We start from the raw sequence: 17,497 nt of genomic DNA, 5'->3' as shown, positions 1-17,497 counted from the left end.
CTTCGAAACCGATGCCGTTTTCTGTACTAGCATTATTAGATCGTTCCATCTATAGGCTTGGCAAGAAAATTCCGCTGGAGAGAGGATCACATGTCCCATACCGCCGCCACCCGCTATTTGACCGCACTCGCCGAGCACGGGGTCGATTCGATCTTTGCCAATGCGGGGACCGATTTCGCGCCGATCGTCGAGGCTTATGCCGCCAACACCAAAGAAGGGGGACCGGAACTGCCCAAGCCGGTGCTCTGCGCGCACGAGAACCTTGCCGGAGGCATGGCGCATGGTGCGGCGCTTGTATCAGGCAAGCCTCAGGCGGTGATGCTGCACGTCAATGTCGGCACTGCAAACGTTGCCTGTGCTGTCGCCAACGCAGCACGCGACCGGATACCGTTGCTCATCACCGCAGGACGCTCACCCATTCTTGAGAGCGGCGTCACCGGCGCCCGCGACCTGCCAATCCACTGGTCGCAGGAGATGTTCGATCAAGCGAGCTTAGTCCGCGAGTTTGTGAAATGGGACTATGAGCTGCGCGATTCGCGGCAGGTCGACGCTGTCGTCGATCGTGCACTGAGCCTTGCCACCGCCCATCCCCGCGGTCCTGTATATCTCGCATTGCCGCGCGAAGTGCTGGCCGAAGCAGACGAAAGCCCGGCTGGCGAGCGCCTCCGTACGCCAGTCCCTTCAGCCGTCTACCCCGACCCCGATGCCATCGATCAGCTCGCCGACCGGATCGTTGCGGCCGATTTCCCGGTCATCGTCGCCACCGCTTCGGGCATCGAGCCCGAATCGGTCGCCCTACTGACCTCCTGCGCCGAACAGTTTGCGGTCGGCGTCGCCGACCCATGGCACCGCTACCTGAACATCGCGGCCAACCATCCGAATCGCCTCGGCCCCGACACCCTTGGCGTGCTCAAGAAAGCCGATCTTATCGTTTTCCTGGAATCGGATGTTCCATGGATGGACGCGCACGGATCACCGCGGCCCGACTGCTTCATCGCGCAAGTCGGCGTCGATCCCCTTTATTCGGACTATCCGATCCGTTCACATCGTGCGGACCTGAACATCGCAGCGACCCCGACCGCCTTCCTGAAGCAGTTGACGATCGCACTAGGCAAGCGCGCCGGTAGCATCAACCCGGCCAGGGCGGAGAAAATCCGCACCGCCGCTTCGGTGCATCACGACTCGATCGCCGCGCTGCGGAAGCAGGAGGCCGCGTCTGATTCCGACGCGCCAATCACCAAGAACACCATTTCCGCGATGCTCGGCGAATTGCTCGGCGAGGACGATATCGTCTTCAACGAATATGTCGCGACGCCGTGCCTGCTGAACCGGACCAAAGCCGGCACCTATTATTTCCTGCCTGCATCGGGCGGCCTCGGCTGGGGCCTCCCCGCCGCGCTCGGCGCCAAATACGCTGCGCCGGATCGCACCGTGATCGCGACGCTCGGCGACGGCGCCTATATGTTCGCCAACCCGGCGGCGTGCCACCATGCAGCGGCCAAGCACGACCTGCCGATACTCACGATCCTCGCCAACAATTGCAACTGGTGGGCGGTCGATATGGCGACGCAACTCGTCTACCCGGACGGTCGCGCCAACACCGAAGATCGCTTCTCGAACCTTTCGCCTTCGCCTGAATTCGCGGCCTATTGCACAGCATCGGGGGGCCATGGCGTCACCGTTCACAAGCGCAGCGAACTCAGGGCCGCGCTGGCGGAAGCGCTTCGCGTCGTACGCGAAGAACGCCGTCAGGCGCTCGTCGACGTCCGCTGCGTCTGACCCGCGGGAGAGGCCTGATGCGCTACAATTTCGCTGAATTATTTGCCGCCATCGCCGCAGAAATACCCGAACGCGATTGCGTCATCTTCCGCGACCGGCGGCTCAGCTACGCGGACATCGCGGACCGAAGCAACCGCCTCGCAAACCTGTTGCTGGCGCACGGTGTCACGATCCACCGCCCCCGCGCCGACCTCCAGCCTTGGGAGTCGGGGCAGGACCATGTTGCGCTCTATCTCCACAACGGCAATGAATATCTGGAGGGTATGATCGGCGCAGCGACAGCACGCGCTGCATCGTTCAACGTCAACTACCGCTATGTCGAGGCCGAACTCTCCTATCTGCTCGACGATGCTTCGGCGCGCGCGATCATCTATCACGCGCGTTTTGCGCCTGTTCTGGGTGCGATCCTTGGCGAGCTTCGTCAAACTCCGGCCCTGCTCCTTCAGGTCGCGGATGAATCCGGCAACGCTCTGCTATCCGGTGCACTCGACTATGAAGAGGCTCTTGCAGCCTCCAGCGCAGACGCGCCCGGCCTGCCGCTCGACGCCAACGACCTCTACATCGTTTATACCGGCGGTACGACGGGAATGCCCAAAGGCACCTTATGGCCACAGGCGAACATCATCGAAAGCGCGCTGGCCAGCTTCCTTCCGCCAGGCATGCTTGATGCCCCCTCGCTGGTCGAAGGGGTCGCCACAGTCGTCGCCGCTGAGCGGCGTGTCCTTATGCCCCTGCCCCCGCTCATGCACGCCGCCGCCCAATGGATGGCAATGTCGGCCTTCCTGACCGGAGGCACCACCGTCTTTCCTGACGTCGTTGAACGGCTTGATCCAGCAGCGGTGTGGGAGATCGTCGACCGCGAGGCTGTCCAGTTCACGAACCTCGTCGGCAACGCCTTCGCGACCCCGATGTGCGATGCATTCGAACGCGGCGGCTATAGCGGTAGTTCGCTGCAATTCGTCGGTGTTGGCGGCGCGGTGACCAGCGCCTCGGTCAAGGAGCGCATATTGAAGCTCCTGCCGCACGTCGTCGTCGGCGACGTGGCGGGATCGTCAGAAACCGGATCGCAGCTGTCGAACCTCAGCACCAGCCAGGCGCCGGCGACCTCCGGCGTGTTCACACCCGCATCGGGGACGTGCATCGTCGACGAGGACCAAGGCCGAATTCTTGCGCCGGGCGATCCGAGCACGGGCTGGCTGGCCCGGCACAGCCTGATCCCGCTCGGCTATCTCGGCGATCGCGACAAGACCGAGCGCTCCTTCCCGATGATCGACGGGCATCGCGTGGTGCTGCCGGGAGACCGCGCCCGCTACCTTGCCGACGGCACGATCGAACTGCTCGGCCGGGACTCGGTGACGATCAACTCCGGCGGTGAGAAAATCTTCGCCGAAGAGGTCGAGGCGGCGTTGGCGGACCATCCGGCCGTCAAGGACGTCAATGTCGCCGGGCGACCGAGCGACCGCTGGGGTCAGGAAGTCGTCGCAATCATCGAACTGCGTCCCGGCCATGCGCCGACCGACGAGGACCTGCTCGCACACGCCGGGAAACGGCTCGCCCGATACAAGCTACCCAAGGCGATCGTCCGGGTCGACGCAGTGATCCGCAGCCCGAGCGGCAAGGCCGATTATGGCTGGGCACGCAAGATTGCAGCCGAAGGGCTGCACGCATGACGGAGACAAACAGCATGACAATCGACACGGCCGCCGAGGTCGCACCCGATGAACTGCAACGCCTGCTCGATGCGCAGCGCGCCGCGCAAGCGGCCGATCCGATCCCCGATGCCGCAACCCGGCACAATCGCATCGATCGCTTCGTCGCCGCGGTGCTGGAACATGCCACCGAACTTGCCGAAGCACTGGAGGCCGATTTCGGCAGCCGGCCGACGACCACCTCGCTCGAACTCGACATATTGGGCGCGATGGAGACGATAAACTTCGCGCGCGAGAATCTCGAGGCGTGGATGGCGCCGACCGAAGCGCCCGCGGCAATGGGCGGAGCCATTCCGACCGTCATCCAGAATCGTCCCAAAGGTGTCGTCGGCGTCATCGGGCCATGGAATTTCCCGGTCGTGCTGGTGTTCGTGCCGACGGTCGAGGCGCTCGCGGCAGGCAATCGGGTCATGATCAAATTCTCCGACATGGCGCCGCACACCGGCGCAGTGTTTGCCCGCGCCGTCGCTTCACGGATGCGCCCCGATGAAGTTGTCGTCGTCAACGGTGGCCTCGCGACCGCCACGGCATTTTCTGATCTACGGTTCGACCATCTCTTCTTCACCGGTTCGCCAAAGGTCGGGCGCATGATCGCCGTAGCGGCTGGACGGAATCTGGTCCCGGTTACGCTCGAACTCGGTGGCAAGAACCCCGCGATCGTTGCGCCCGATGCCGACGTCGCCGATGCCGCGACGCGGATTGCAGCCGCGCGGCTCGTCAACAATGGCCAGGTATGCCTGTGCCTGGACTATGTCTTTGTGCCGGAAGCAGGCAAAACAGCCTTCATCGAGGCGTATCGGGCAGCGGTGTTATCGCATTTCCCGACCTTCATCGACAATCCTGACGTCGTCTCGATAATCAACGACGCGAATTATACACGCGTGACCGGATTGATCGACGATGCCAAGGCGAAGGGCGCAACGGAAATCCTGATCGTGCCCGAAGTAGAAAAGCAGCGGTTGCCCGATGCGAAAGGCCGTCGCATACCCCCGACGCTCCTTGTCGACACGCCGATGGATGCACAGATCCACGCCGAGGAAATTTTCGGCCCGGTGCTGGTGGTGCACAGCTACGCCGATATCGATGAAGCAATCGCCTATGCCAGCGCAGGCGAGCATCCGCTCTCATCCTACTGGTATGGCGGGGATACTGACGATTTCCGGAAGTTCGTCCTGAACACTACATCGGGCGCGGTTTCGCGCAACGACTTCGCCCTCGCCTACATCAATCATGCCGCGCCGTTCGGCGGGGTCGGGATGAGCGGTTCGGGCGCCTATCATGGCAAGGCCGGGTTTGACACCTTCTCCCACCAGCGACCGATCGCGCAGAGCAATCTGCCCGTCGCCCTCGCCCCGGCCTTTGTGCCGCCGCTGACGCCCGAACGCATCGCAGGTGTCGCAGCAGCCGCGGCGGCTGCAGCGGAGCAGGCCGTCGCCCGGCTTGCGAGCCCAGCCAACTGACGTCGCGAAAGTTGGAAGCAAGCCGATGACCGCACCTCACACACGCGAGTTCGACATCGTCGTCTACGGCGCGACCGGCTATACTGGCCGGCTCGTCGCCGAATATCTCGTCCAGGAATATGGCGGACGTCCAGGTGCGCCCAAATGGGCGATGGCCGGACGAAACGCCGGCAAGCTGGCCGAAGTTCGCGATGCCATTGGCGCGCCGGCCGATACGCCACTCATCGTTGCTGCCTCGGACGACACCGAAGCGCTCGCACGTATGTCGGATAGGACTCGTGTGGTGCTGACCACGGTCGGACCTTATCAATATTATGGGGAACCCTTGGTGAGCACCTGTGCCGAACACGGCACCGATTATGTCGATTTGTGCGGTGAGCCTTTATGGATGCGCGACATGATCGACCGTCACGACGCAGCAGCGCGGCGATCGGGCGCACGCATCATCTTTTCGGGCGGCTTCGATTCAGTGCCGTTCGATCTAGGCGTATTAATGCTCCAGAACGAGGCGATGAAGCGGTTCGGAATCCCCGCGCCGCGCGTCAAGGGTCGCGTTCGCGTACTCAAGGGCCGCTTTTCGGGCGGGACGGCGGCAAGCCTTGAAGGAACTTATAAGGTCATGACGTCGTCCCCATCGCTGGCGGGGCGGATGCGGAGCCCATTCGCGCTCACACCGGGATTTGAAGGGCCAGCGCAGCCTGCCGCCGACGCGCCAGCGTTCGATCAAGCCACCGGAAGCTGGGCAGCGCCCTTCGTGATGGCAGAAATCAACGTCAAGAACGTCCATCGCACCAATTTCCTGCTCGGCCATCCGTGGGGCAGGGATTTTGTCTATGACGAGATGATCCTGACCGGACCCGGCGAACAGGGCGAAGCCATCGCCAGGCATATCGCGGCAACGCCGATGATCGGCCACCAGAATGATCCGAAGCCCGGGGAAGGACCGAGTGCCGAGGAGCGACGGAACGGCCGATATGATGTGCTGTTCGTCGGCGAATGGCCAGATGGACGAACGCTTCGCTACGCAGTCAAGGGCCGCTACGATCCCGGCTACGGTTCGACCAGTCGAATGATCGCCGAAGCAGGCATCGATCTTCTCTCAAGCGCCACACCGGGCGGCATCGGCACGCCTGGCGCGATTCTTGGCTCTACCCTGGTCGAGCGCCTTCGCGACCATGCGGAGATGCAATTCGCGCCCGAGGACTGACGAGTGCGCGGCTGCGGCGCTAGGTTTCCAAAGAGATTTCCGAACGAGAAACTGAAAAGGAGAGCAATGATGACGAGGCTGAAGGGCAAGGTTGCGGTCGTGACCGGATCGTCGCGGGGTATCGGCGCGGCCACGGCGGAACGGCTGGCAGCGGACGGCGCTGCGGTCGCTATCAATTACGCAAGCTCAGCAACCAAAGCCGAGGAGGTCGCTGAGCGCATTCACCGGGCCGGCGGTAAGGCAATTGTGATCAAGGCCGACATCGGCGACTGGTCGCAGGCCCAGATGCTGGTTCAGAAGACGGCAAAAGAGCTGGGGCGCCTCGACATCCTTGTCAACAACGCCGTGAAAGATGTCGGGCGAGAACCCATCAATGAGATCAACGAGGCTTTCACAAACCAGCAATTCGCGGTCAACGTCATCGGGCCAATCGCAACCATCCAAGCGGCCACGCCGCTCCTGCCGAAAGAAGGCGGCCGCATCATCAATATGAGCTCGGTCGTCGCAACCTATCCGGTCGCCCAAAGCGGCGTCTACTCCGCGACGAAAGCGGGCCTTGAGGGTCTGACCCGCGCATTTTCCGTCGAGCTCGGCCCCCGCAACATCACGGTCAACACGATCAGCGTCGGCTTTACCGATACCGACTTGATCAGGACAAATACGGATGAAATGAACAGGGTTCTGATAGGTATGACGCCGCTGCGCCGCATCGGCAAGCCAGCCGACCTCGCTGACGCGGTATCGCTTCTGGCATCCGACGACGCGCGGTGGATCACGGGCCAGTTGATTCACGTCACCGGCGGGATCATTCCATCGGGATATATGGGATAAATATGGAGCCAAGGAGCGCCAGGGTCATCTGTGGGCGCTCCTTGGATAGCTGAGCGCCGCCTCTTTTCGTGCCTGTCTTGATCCATTTCTCGACTGAGGCGTCGGCTGCCGTTGGTTCTAGTTTCAATATCGTCGGCAAGAATATCAGAAGCGATATCAGCGGCATTTATCCAAGCCGGTGTATGATCGATAAACGCCTAACCTGGCTTTTCGAGATCCCGTCCATACCCAGCGCTTTGACCAGATCATCGACTGAACGGGTCGAGATGCCATGAACATACGCTTCCTGGATCACCGCCGTCGGCGCACGCTCGGCCATCCGGCGCGGTTCGAGAAAGCCCGGAAGTTGAGTAGGCACACAGTGCTCCGCACTGTGTAGCCCTGTCCGGGGGACAGGGCGACCTACTCAACTACCCTTGCGCAACTTGGGGATGCGCAGCTCGACCGTGCCAGCGCGATATGGAAAGCGCGCGTCCGTCCAGCAGCGCTACCGTCGGAACCTACATCATGCGTTGGGACACGATCCTGATAAAAATTCACATAGGGGATGGAAACATCGCGCCCAGACGTTTGCAATAGCGGGAGGAACTCCCGCAGCAAAATGACAAGGGTACTCATATGCGGAATTTAATATGGCTGGGTCTGGTGCTGGGTTGCATTGCCAGCGGCGCGGCCGCAGCCCCCGGGGACGAGCAAAATTCGGTGCAGGCGCCCTCGACGGATACCGGTCATACAGGTGGCCTGTTCGCCGACAGCAGTTTCGAGGCTGCTTCCGGAGTGGATTATTCCTCCGGCCATTATGGTGCTCCGATCGACACCACTGTCTGGAGCATTCCTCTGGACCTGAAGGCGCAGATCGGACGATTGCGCTTGCAGGCAACACTGCCCTATGAATTCATCAAGGGCCCCGGCCAGTTGGTCGGCGGCGTTGTGGTCCTGACGCCCGGCACCACCACCACCGCTACCAGCCGTTCAGGCTTTGGCGACCTCAATCTGTCCGCCACCTATCTGCTGACCCGCGAAAACGGCATTTTGCCAGCGATCGAAGTGGGCGGCGGCATCAAGACGCCAACGGCCAAGACCGGCATCGGCACAGGCGAAGCCGATTATGCCGCCACCGCCAGCCTGTACAAGACGCTCGCGCCGCGAGTCATATTGTTCGGCTCCGTCGGCTATTCATGGCTTGGGAGTCCGTCTGCCTATCGGCTCAAAAATGGCGTGGTCGCGTCTGGCGGCCTCAACTATCGCCCTGCGTCCAATCAGAATTACGGCGTCAGCCTGTCCTATCGTGAACCAGTGGCCGACGGCTTGAAAGGGCAGACGATCGTTTCGCCCTATATGACCTATCGGGTCAGCAAACTCTGGGGCGTTACGCTCTACGGAATGGGCGGGCTCAATGATGCCAGCCCCCGCATAGGCGGAGGGCTTCGCCTGAGCATTTTCGGCTGATTCGAGACCCATCAGTCCTTTTAACATGTGCAACCTGTCATAGGAGGGATTATCATGGCACATCCGACCAAATATATCGCCGCTACCGGCATTGCAGCGCTGGCCGCCGGAATGGCCCTTGCCGGTCCGCCCGTAGGCGTTCCCCATGGACCGCCCGCCGGTATCACCGCCGGACCGCCGCCGGTCGCCACCAGCCATATCCCACAAGGCGTGGCAGCCGGTCGACTTGGCAATTTGCCGGCCAACGCCAATCTAGGTGCTTCGGCCTCGGCCCATATCAATGATGCGGGCATGGACAAGGCAGCGTCGCTGCTGGGCAAGCTCAACGCAGCGCACGCCTCGGATTCGGCTTTGGAACATGCATCGTCCAAGTCGGTTGTGGGTGCTCTCGCCACCTACAAATCCTCGACCTTGAAGGCAGAGGCTGACGTCAAAACCTTCACGGCCGCCGTCGCCAGTGACCAGACCGCCGTCACCAAGGCTCAGGCAGACCTGACCGCGGCGCAGAACGCTTCCCCGGCCAACCCGTCCGCCGTGACCACCGCTCAGGCGAACCTCACGACGGCGCAGAATCAGCTCGCAGCGGATCAAAGCAAGCTCGCAGCGGCTCAGCAGGCTATCGTGAATGCCCGGACATCCTTGGCATCATCCACCAGGACCAATTTGACGCCTGCTGTTGTAACACGACTGAATACACTGCTGGGTATCTGAAGAAAGCAGACGGATGGCGGATCGCGTTACGCCTGATCTGGTGTAGCGCGATCCATCTCCTTCGGCGCGCCTCGCCGACCTGAGCGGGGGTCAGCGGAGAGCCGATGATCCTGCATGACCGCTGGCGGGAAATCACCGCCAGCCAGCTCAAACTCCGGGGAAGAAGGCGAAGAGGCTGAAGACCGGACCAGCACGGGAACCTGCCGGCGATCGTCGGACCTACCATCTCATCGACGGAAAGCGCTCGAACAAGCCGTCCTCGATCAGGCCTGGCCGCCGCGAGCGGCAGATGGCCCTTGAAGTCAATGCGATGCGGCGGATCTGCCCTCGGGGACGGAAATGACTTCCAGCGCCTGCCGTTATACCATCGTGCCCGGTCTTCGACCGATCACAAGTGGGTTTCGCTCAGGCACCGCGCGGGCTTGACCGAGGTTCGACGAGTCAGGCTCATCGAACCTCGGTATTAGAGCACAAAATCATTGGCGCTCAGCGTGTGGATGCCCAATAGCTCGATGCGAAATTCCACTGTCAGCGGGTTGTTGTCCGTATTGCCCTCAATGAAGGTGTTGATGCCGTCACTATGGACATGCAACTGCCCGGCGGCGGAGAAATTCGTGTCTCCGATGAAGGTAAAATGCTGCTGGCCGCGCAGCAGGGAATTGGCGTCAACGGCCGGCAGGTTGATCTTGTCGATGCCCTGCTGGAAATCGGTGATTACATCCATCGCTTTCGGCGTGCTGTCGCTGATGGCATTATAGATGAAGCTGTCCGCGCCAGCCCCGCCGGTGAGGATATCGCCGGAACCGCCGCCGGTGATCAGGTCATTGCCCCCCATGCCGTTGATCGTGTCGATGCCTGCGCCACCCTTCAATATATCCTCCTCCCCCGTCCCGATCAGGATGGAGCCATATTTGCTGGCGGTGAGGGTAATGCCCTTCACGTTCAGGATCGTGACCGAAATGTCCTGGAAATCCTGCAAACCTGCCGCATCGGTGGCATAGACTCGCACCTGGTAGATATTATCGTGATTGGAGTCCGTCGGATTCTCATAATCCGGCGGCGTGATGAAGGCGAGCGCGCCGCTGGTGGCATTGATCGTGAAAAGGGCTCCGTCGAGCGAAGCACCAATGGAATAGGCGACATGATCCCCCGCATCGGGGTCCGTGGCCTTGACGGTGGTAACGCTGCTCAGATTCTCGTTCATCTGAATCTGGGCCGTCGCACCGCCGCCGTTGGACGTGATGACTGGCGCTTCATTGACGTTGGTGACGCTGACTGCAATCGCCTGGCTGGCGGTCAAGGTGCCGTCCGATGCCCGCACGATCACATCATAAACATTGTTCGCGCCGCTATCGGTCGGTGCTTCGAAATTGGGTGCCGAAAGGAAAGACAGCGCGCCCGTCTGGCTGTTAATGGTGAACTTGGCGGCATCCACGCCGCCCGCGATGGAATAGGTAAGTACCGTCCCCGCATCGGGATCGGCTGCCGTCACGGTCGTCACGGCCGTACTGTTCTCCGGGATGGAGATCGCCGCTGTGACGCCGCCGCCATTGGATGTGATTGACGGCGGCTCGTTCACATTGGTCACCGTGACGGCGATGGCCTGCTGATCGGACAGCGTTCCATCCGATGCCTTCACAATCACGTCATAGATGTTGTTCATACCCACATCGGTGGGCGCTTCATAATTGGGCGCCGACAGGAAAGTCAGCACGCCGCTATGGCTATCGATGGCGAATTTGGCGGCATCCGCCCCGCCCGCGATGGAATAGGTGAGCACCGTGTTGGGGAAGGTATCGATCGCCGTGACCGTCGTGACAGCGGTGCCGTTTTCCGGCACCGAAATCGCCGCGCTGTCCCCGCCGCCATTCGACGTGATGGCCAGACCCTGCGAATAGGTGAGCGTCACATTGTGCAGCCCGTTGGTGCCAATGTCGAGGGTCATGATGTCGCCCACCTGGCTGACGACACTGGCGCCGCTGACGATGACGCCGGACGCTCCGGTCGAAGCGAGATCGACCACTACATCCCCTTCGCCCTGGACCGAGAAGCTGAGATTATGGCCGTCTCCGGTCAGGTTCATCAGCACGGCCCGCATCGGCAATTGGGTGATATGGGTCACATCGTCCGCTGCCGCGCCCATGGTGATCGTGAAGGTGCCGCCGCTTTGCGGCATGAACACCTTGCTGCTGTCATAGGCATACCAGCCGCTCACATTCTGGATCACCAGCGATCCCTGCCGGTCGACATCGAGCGAAAGATTGCCCAGATTGCTGCCGGTGACAGTGGCGGTGATGATGTTGCCGTTGACCGTTTGCGTCACATTCGCCGCATTCATCGCCTTCATGCGCATGGCAAGGTCGTCCATCGTGACGAATTCCATGCCGTCATTGGCCGCCCGCGCGATCCATTGGGTGTACATGTCCGTCGTATAGGGGCTGGGCGCGCCCGTGCCGCTCGTGTCCCACGCCGCCGCGCCATAGTCATGCCATGGCCACACGATGATTGGCGTGTCCGCATTGGCGATGATCTTGTTATATTCCGCCGCCCATTCGGCCTCCGCCTGGGCGACGGTCAGTTTCTGGAACTCGATCAGCGTGAAATCGAAGACGGTATTGGGGGCAAAGTAGATTTTGCTCTGGTCGCTCGGCGTCAGATAGCCGAACGCATTGGGATAGCCCGCCCCCTGCCCTGCATAGCCGCCCGTCAGATAGGTGGCGGCATATTGCATGATGGCTTCGGACGTGGCCAATGTTTCCGGCATACCCGGAACCGCAATGCCCTGAATCGGAGGAACGCCGACGGTCGCGAGTTCCTGATTCAGCAATGTCGTGCTTTGACCGAACTCGAACTGGAGCTGGGCCGCCGTCAGCTTATTCGTATCTTCCGGATGGGTATAGCTATGGTTGCCGATTTCGCTGCCGAGCGCCGCGATCGCCTTATAATAGGGCAAGGAGACACTCCAGTTCGTCGTCTGGTCGGGCGGGTTATTGCCGATATTGACGAAGAAGCTGCCGACGAAATCATATTGGTTCTTCCACTGGGTCAGGATCGGCAGCAGCTTATCGTAAATGCCGGGCTGGCCATTGCCTGGGCTGACGTCGGCGGTTTCCTGGCTCTGGTCCATGTCGACGCGGGCGGCGACGATACCCGTATCGCGCGACAGGTGCAGGCCGACAGACATGCTGGTGCCGTTGACGGCATAATCGATCGCCTTTTGCAGCATATTGGCGTCCGCCATGACGCCATCGCTGGAAAAGAGGACGTTGCGCGCGCCTGTCTGTGTCGCCAGCGCGGCGGCATAGGAAGTGCCATTGATGGTTTCGGTGGCGATCTGCTGTCCGGTGCCGCTGACGCTGGCAAAGGCATTCCAGCCGACATTGGTGTAATTGTTGACCACCTGCCCGTTGGTATAACCTGTAAGGACAGTCTGAGTGGGGTCCGTCGCCGTGATCGTCACATTGCCGGTGCCGCCAGTTACACGCGTGGCATCGAACAATGTTTTCATCTGGGCATAGGGATCGCCGGTCAGCGGATTATTGCTAGCGTCGTCCGTCATGAACTCGCCCGACGCGATCAGGCTGACGCCATACAGCTTGCTCGCCGCTTCCAGCGTGTGAGAGATCGACTCCACCTGGGACGCCTGCACATTGCGGAAATCCGGAAAGACGAGCGCCTTGTACTGAGACAGCTTGCTGAGGTTGGTGAGGTCGGCTTCCGTCAATATGTCATAAGCGACCCCCGCCTGTTGCGCCTGCTCCTGCGCCGACATGAAGAGCTGGGAATAGGCGGTCGTGCTGAAATAATTGGCAGCGGTCGTCGCCGAATAGACGATACCGATACGCTCGTTCGGGGTGGATGGAGCCGTGCTCTGGTTGAAAACGGCGAATTCCTGCCCGGAAAAATAATTGGTCGGCAGGTAGGTCTGATTGTTGAAGTCGTAGGCAGTATACATGACCTGCGGATTGCCCACCAGGGACGCGGGTAAGCGAAATTCCACCACCTTCCTATCCGCCGACCATGCCTCCTGCAGATTGGCCTGAACAAGGGTCTGTGCCTGTCCGCCCGTATAGAGGCTGAGTTGGCCGTTCGCGTCGACGCTGATATTATATTCCGCGCCAATCGTGGATCCGAAGACCTGATAGCCGGTTGCCGCCTTTCCGTCGGTGTTCAGCCAGATGGTCGTTCCCGCGCCCATCGCCACTGCGGAACTCAAGGCAAAAACGAAATCGCCATTATTGACTGTCGAATAAACCTGATAGCCAGAAACACTATTGTTATCGACTCTATCAGTGCTGAGCCAGTCGTTGAGAGAACCGTCCAGTGTAACATTGTGTCCAAGATACATGACACTTCCCCAAACTTATTGACATGAAAATGCACATCATAAGCTTGCGACCGGCCTGCCATCAGAACGACAGATATAATTTTTTTAATTACATATAGAAAATCTGGATCTTTTTTATATTATATGAACCATATTTTCACTAAGGCTACAACGTAACGTCCATGCTGAGCGATACGGTAAAAACCTATGCTTTTCTGACGTACGCCACGGCTGGCTCAAAAGGGCGCGGCGTGCGTCCACAGCGATGCCGCCCCAACTCTCTGTAGAGCGACTCCGATTCTTCGAGGCTATCCGTATTCAATCTGATATTGATCACATGAATTTGCCAAAATTGGTAGATTTTAATCAACGGTAAGCATTAAAAATATTTAACATTTCACAATGAATATTAGATCAAACGATATATATCATTATGCATGCGGCGTCTGCGATATTAAAATTTATAATTTATCGTCATTATTTAAATGATCAGGCAACGGTACATAGGAGAGGATAGCCAAAGGCAACTATAGCCAAGCGCCTTCCCCGAAGCCAACAGTCGCAAAGGTCCCAAACCTGGTCTTTTGAAGATGACTGCCCCGAGCTTTACGAACGGCAGGTCCCCGGGAATAGCGTTTGAGCAAAAGAATGGCCTGGATGGGGCGCATGCAGCCCGGCCGCTGATTCGTACAATCTTGCTGCTCGTTGCAGACTGTCTAGAGCGCGCTGCGTTAAATCGTACGCAGGAAGCGCGCTCTAAGTTTTTGTTATCGCATCGTTTTAAGCGGAAACGCAGTTCAGCGAAGCTAAAACCGGTTCCCACTTTTCCGCACGATGCTCTAGCATTGGGGTCTCATCGACCAGGGGCGCCGCAAAGGCTTAAGGACCGGCAGGTTCCTGCTGCTAGGCTCAACGTCGATCGATCTGCTGGCCCAATCCGGGGAGAGTCTTGCCGGCAGGATCAGCTATCTCGAGATGGGGCCGCATATCCCCCCGAGACGCTCCGGCGCTTCTGGACGATGTTGGCCCATCATCAATCCGGTCTTCTGAATGCTTCAGAGTTCAGCCGGAGTCTCGGCGTCACATCACAGACAGTTGCGAACTATCTAGACCTGCTCGTCGACCTCCTTCTCGTGCGACGCCTTGCCCCATGGCATAGCAATGGCAGCAAACGCCTCGTCAAATCGCCACGGATTTATGTCCGGGATAGCGGACTCGTCCACACCTTCCTTGGTCTCGCCGACCGAGAGGCCGTTCTAGGACATCCTGTCGCGGGCGCCAGTTGGGAAGGCTTTGTAATCGAAAACCTCCTAGCCGCAGCGCCAGAAGGCACGGAAGCATGATCCAGACGACGAGATAATCATTCAGAGAGACTTAACGAATGAAGGTGCATTACAGAATCTGTCTGGTTGCGACACATCATTGACGTAATAAAGCACGTCGTCGACTTTCGCCATGAGATCGTCCGGAGCCATGGGTTTGTAAAGAGGATTGGCGAGTGAGGGTGTCAGTTGGATCTGTTCCTCTACCTTCTGGCATGGTGAACAACCGTGGAGCACGCGCTGTCGCCATCGATTGTAAGCGCGGTTGAAGCCAGTCGGCATGAACACGGGCGGCCTGCCCTTCGCGGAGGTGCCTTGAGGGGCATGACATGCGACCGGTCTGGCGGCCGATGCGGCCGCCATCACCTACGCTGGATGGGCTTCATGCGCCACTGAACTGGCGGACTGGCCCAAGGAAAGGGCGAACAGCTGCAACACATTCGCCATATTAGACTCCGCAGCCTCATCCAATCGCCCATCCAGCGCCAGCATCGCCAGCCCATGCACGATCGCCCAACTGGCCAGCGTCGCCTGCTCTACGCCCGTATCGACAATGGCCTCGACCGATTCGATCAGCACGCGATAGGCCTGCGCTTCACATTCTTCGCCCAGTTCCACCGTGCGGCGGTCAGCAAACATCAATCGGAACAAGGCCGGGCGCGTTTGCGCGAAACGGATATAGGCAAGCCCCTGAAACACCAGGTGATCGCGAGGCCCCGCCCCCGCCCCCGCCGCCAACAGGTCAGCAGTCAGGATCGCGAACCCTTCGCTCGCCACCGCGCCCTGCAACCCGGCCTTGTTCGGGAAATGCCGATAGGGCGCCATCGCGGAAACCCCCGCCGCCCGCGCCACGGCGCGCAGGCTGAGGTCAGGCATATTCGCCTCCAGCATCGCCATGGCGGTGCGCACCAGCGTGCGGCGCAGGGCGCCCTGTCCTTCTTCCGACTGCTCCATAGCCGCTCGCTATCATGGCCCTGTTTACACTGCAAACAAGAGTTGCTATGTATGCAGTGTAAACAAGCAAGGAGTGTCGCACATGCAACAGGCCCCGCTGCGTGAAACCGTCAATCTGTCCGGCTATCCCGACCTGGTGGTGATCGACCTTGGCTTTCAGGTGCGCAAGCTGAGCGGAATCCCGGCCCTGTTGCGGATCGGCAAGGGCCTTGGAGAAATCGCCCGCAACCGTCCACCGGGCCTGCTCGCCAGCCGCCGGATGTTGATTGCGTGGAACCATGTCGGCATCCGGCAATATTGGTCGGATCAAGACAGCCTGCTCGCCTTCACCCGGCAACAGCCGCATGCAGGCTGGTGGCGCAATTTCCTGTCGGACACGCAAGGCTCCGGCTTCTGGCATGAGGCCTGTTTCGCGGCGGGAGGCATGGAGTCAGTCTATATCAACATGCCTGAACGCGCCGGCTTCGCTGCCTTTGCTCCAGTCGTCGCGCCTGTCGGTCCATTGATGACAGCCCGTGATCGCCTTGCCGCTGATCGTGACGCCCGCGCCATTCCGAAAGCGCATGCCGCAGAGTGAGGATCATGCGGCTTCGGCGATGCGGACATCCTGCGCCAGATAGGCCGATATCTGCGCGGCGAGATGCTCGAATACGGCGACCATGCCCGGTGTGCTGCGCAACTTGTCATGCATGACGATCCAATAGTCCAACTGAGGCAGGCCTATATCGGACAGGATCTGGTGCAGCGTCGGCACGCGCCGGGCCGCCGAGCGTTGCAACATACCGATGCCCAATCCTGCGCGGACCGCCGTGAAATGGACGGCGATATTATCGGACCGGATGGCAAAGGCGCTGGGGGTCAACCCTTCGTCCACGCTGCGCGCCAGCCGCAACGCCGCCTCCGCCCGGTCCGGCCCGATCAGCCTATGGTGATAGAGATCGGCCATGGTCTTTGGCGGCGGATGACGTTGCAGATAGTCGGTGGAAGCATAAAAGCCGAACGGATCATGGCCCAGATGGCGCGCGGCGAGCATTCCCACGGTCGGCTGGAAATGGCGGATCGCGATGTCCGCCTCGCCGCCGAACAGGTCAGCGCTGCCGTTGCTCAGCTGGATTTCGACCGACAGCGAGGGATAACGGTCACGCAGCGGCGACAACAGGTCCGGCAATATCTCCAGCCCGAACAGTTCCGACACATTGATCCGCACCAGACCCGTCACTTCGCCCGGAGTGGTGGCGGCCGCGCGGACGAAGGCGCTTGAAGCCTTGTTCATCGTCCGAACATGCTCGCCCAGCTCGCGAGCGGCGGCAGTAGGGATCAGCCCAGCCGGCGCGCGCAGGAACAAAGTGGTCTTCAGCGCCTGCTCCAGCGCCTGTATCCGGTTGCGGATCGTTGCCTGCGCCACGCCCAGGGTACGCGCTGCCGCCGAGAGGCTACCCGTTTCCAGCACCTCCCAAAAAGCCTGCTGATCGTCCCACGATATCCTGCCCATAGATTTCCTTCCATCGGATGGAAAGATTTTGCCAATTCCCATGGCCGCCCAAGCCGATGAATAGACAAATATAACTGCTCTGGGGCGAATCAAACCAAATTATAAAATAGACCAACATTCGTTCAGTTGAGCCAATAAACCGACAAGATGAGGGTCGTTGCATATATTCGCAACAAACCGGCGAAATCTTCGCCGGTATCTGCGTCCATATTTTATGAATTTCTTGTTAATCATAACGAATAACAGGGGCCTTTTC

The 17,497-nt window shown here is 60.2% G+C and carries 12 protein-coding genes and 2 pseudogenes; 9 read left to right on the top strand and 5 right to left on the bottom strand.

The features are described from left to right. Positions 1–90 precede the first annotated feature (90 nt). The 5 genes from HUK73_RS24585 to HUK73_RS24565 all read left to right on the top strand — a co-directional run bounded on the left by HUK73_RS24585 (position 91) and on the right by HUK73_RS24565 (position 6,986). The gene (locus HUK73_RS24585; RefSeq protein ID WP_176594368.1) at positions 91–1,779 is read left to right on the top strand and encodes a thiamine pyrophosphate-requiring protein; all 1,689 of its coding nucleotides are present in this window, start codon (positions 91–93) and stop codon (positions 1,777–1,779) included. A 17-nt stretch (positions 1,780–1,796) separates the two neighbouring features. After that, positions 1,797–3,449 (top strand): acyl-CoA synthetase, encoded by a 1,653-nt coding sequence (locus HUK73_RS24580; protein WP_176594367.1) that lies wholly within the window; start codon positions 1,797–1,799, stop codon positions 3,447–3,449. Between the two features lie 14 nt (positions 3,450–3,463). Beyond that, complete coding sequence (locus HUK73_RS24575) at positions 3,464–4,948, top strand: aldehyde dehydrogenase family protein (RefSeq protein WP_218036714.1); 1,485 nt, start codon at positions 3,464–3,466, stop codon at positions 4,946–4,948. A 25-nt stretch (positions 4,949–4,973) separates the two neighbouring features. Beyond that, on the top strand, positions 4,974–6,155 hold the full coding sequence (locus HUK73_RS24570) for a trans-acting enoyl reductase family protein (protein WP_176594365.1): 1,182 nt from the start codon (positions 4,974–4,976) through the stop codon (positions 6,153–6,155). A 66-nt stretch (positions 6,156–6,221) separates the two neighbouring features. After that, positions 6,222–6,986, top strand: coding sequence for an SDR family NAD(P)-dependent oxidoreductase (locus HUK73_RS24565; RefSeq protein ID WP_218036713.1), 765 nt, complete (start codon positions 6,222–6,224; stop codon positions 6,984–6,986). Positions 6,987–7,176: 190 nt separating this feature from the next. Here HUK73_RS24565 and HUK73_RS27345 read toward each other — a convergent pair. Further along, positions 7,177–7,329, bottom strand: a pseudogene (locus tag HUK73_RS27345) (transposase); the annotation flags it as partial. 275 nt (positions 7,330–7,604) lie between these two features. Here HUK73_RS27345 and HUK73_RS24555 point away from each other — a divergent pair. Beyond that, complete coding sequence (locus tag HUK73_RS24555; RefSeq protein WP_176594364.1) at positions 7,605–8,435, top strand: transporter; 831 nt, start codon at positions 7,605–7,607, stop codon at positions 8,433–8,435. A gap of 54 nt (positions 8,436–8,489) precedes the next feature. Beyond that, positions 8,490–9,146: a hypothetical protein gene (locus HUK73_RS24550; protein WP_176594363.1), complete on the top strand. Its 657-nt coding sequence runs from the start codon at positions 8,490–8,492 to the stop codon at positions 9,144–9,146. A gap of 463 nt (positions 9,147–9,609) precedes the next feature. Here HUK73_RS24550 and HUK73_RS24545 read toward each other — a convergent pair whose 3' ends face one another. Then, positions 9,610–13,494: a cadherin domain-containing protein gene (locus tag HUK73_RS24545; protein WP_176594362.1), complete on the bottom strand. Its 3,885-nt coding sequence runs from the start codon at positions 13,492–13,494 to the stop codon at positions 9,610–9,612. A gap of 569 nt (positions 13,495–14,063) precedes the next feature. On the opposite strand from HUK73_RS24545, the gene HUK73_RS27340 reads away from it, so the two are divergent. After that, positions 14,064–14,816 carry a DUF4143 domain-containing protein gene (locus HUK73_RS27340; protein WP_369805629.1) on the top strand — a complete coding sequence of 251 codons (753 nt, stop codon included), beginning with the start codon at positions 14,064–14,066 and terminating at the stop codon, positions 14,814–14,816. Between the two features lie 21 nt (positions 14,817–14,837). Here HUK73_RS27340 and HUK73_RS27020 read toward each other — a convergent pair. Beyond that, positions 14,838–15,065 (bottom strand): annotated as a pseudogene (locus tag HUK73_RS27020) (hypothetical protein); the annotation flags it as partial. A 96-nt stretch (positions 15,066–15,161) separates the two neighbouring features. After that, complete coding sequence (locus tag HUK73_RS24535; RefSeq protein WP_176594361.1) at positions 15,162–15,749, bottom strand: TetR/AcrR family transcriptional regulator; 588 nt, start codon at positions 15,747–15,749, stop codon at positions 15,162–15,164. Between the two features lie 82 nt (positions 15,750–15,831). Between HUK73_RS24535 and HUK73_RS24530 the strand changes: the two genes are divergently transcribed. Continuing rightward, on the top strand, positions 15,832–16,326 hold the full coding sequence (locus HUK73_RS24530; protein WP_176594360.1) for a monooxygenase family protein: 495 nt from the start codon (positions 15,832–15,834) through the stop codon (positions 16,324–16,326). A 3-nt stretch (positions 16,327–16,329) separates the two neighbouring features. Here HUK73_RS24530 and HUK73_RS24525 read toward each other — a convergent pair whose 3' ends face one another. After that, entirely contained in the window at positions 16,330–17,241 is a 912-nt protein-coding gene (locus HUK73_RS24525; protein WP_176594359.1) for a LysR family transcriptional regulator, read from the bottom strand. Positions 17,242–17,497: the final 256 nt, after the last annotated feature.

The organism is Sphingobium sp. EM0848, from assembly GCF_013375555.1.
Classification (GTDB): domain Bacteria; phylum Pseudomonadota; class Alphaproteobacteria; order Sphingomonadales; family Sphingomonadaceae; genus Sphingobium.
This window is presented reverse-complemented; position numbering and strand designations above follow the sequence as displayed.